Below are 312 nucleotides of genomic sequence, written 5' to 3'. Positions count from 1 at the left end.
TTGTGTTTAAGAGACAGGGGGTTGTTTCCCGAAGCCTACGAGGCCGACAAATGGGCGCAGGCGGTAGACGCCTGTAGAGAAGCGATCCAGACATGTGAAGAGCAAGGCCTGCGGTTATATACCTATATTCAGCCGGCCAACATTTCCAACCTGCCGGAATCCCTCCGCCAGGTGCTCACCATTCAGAATGCCGTGACTGAGCGCTGGGTTCTCAATCCCGAGTTGATTTGGGCGCTTAACCCGACGTTTGACCATCAGGGGTATGCCACGCCGCGCATGACGTCAAAGGCGGCCGTAAACATATTCTCCAAT

Annotated in this window: 1 protein-coding gene; it reads left to right on the top strand. The window is 54.8% G+C overall.

The window, feature by feature from the left end; translation table 11 throughout:
• Positions 1–312 (top strand): hypothetical protein (locus KK062_RS30205; protein WP_254088106.1); only part of this gene is annotated, 312 nt, incomplete at both ends.

The sequence above is a fragment of the Dawidia cretensis genome (genome assembly GCF_018598175.1).
Classification (GTDB): domain Bacteria; phylum Bacteroidota; class Bacteroidia; order Cytophagales; family Cyclobacteriaceae; genus Ohtaekwangia; species Ohtaekwangia cretensis.
Note: the sequence above shows the minus strand (reverse complement) of the source record. Positions and strands in the feature narration are given on the sequence as shown.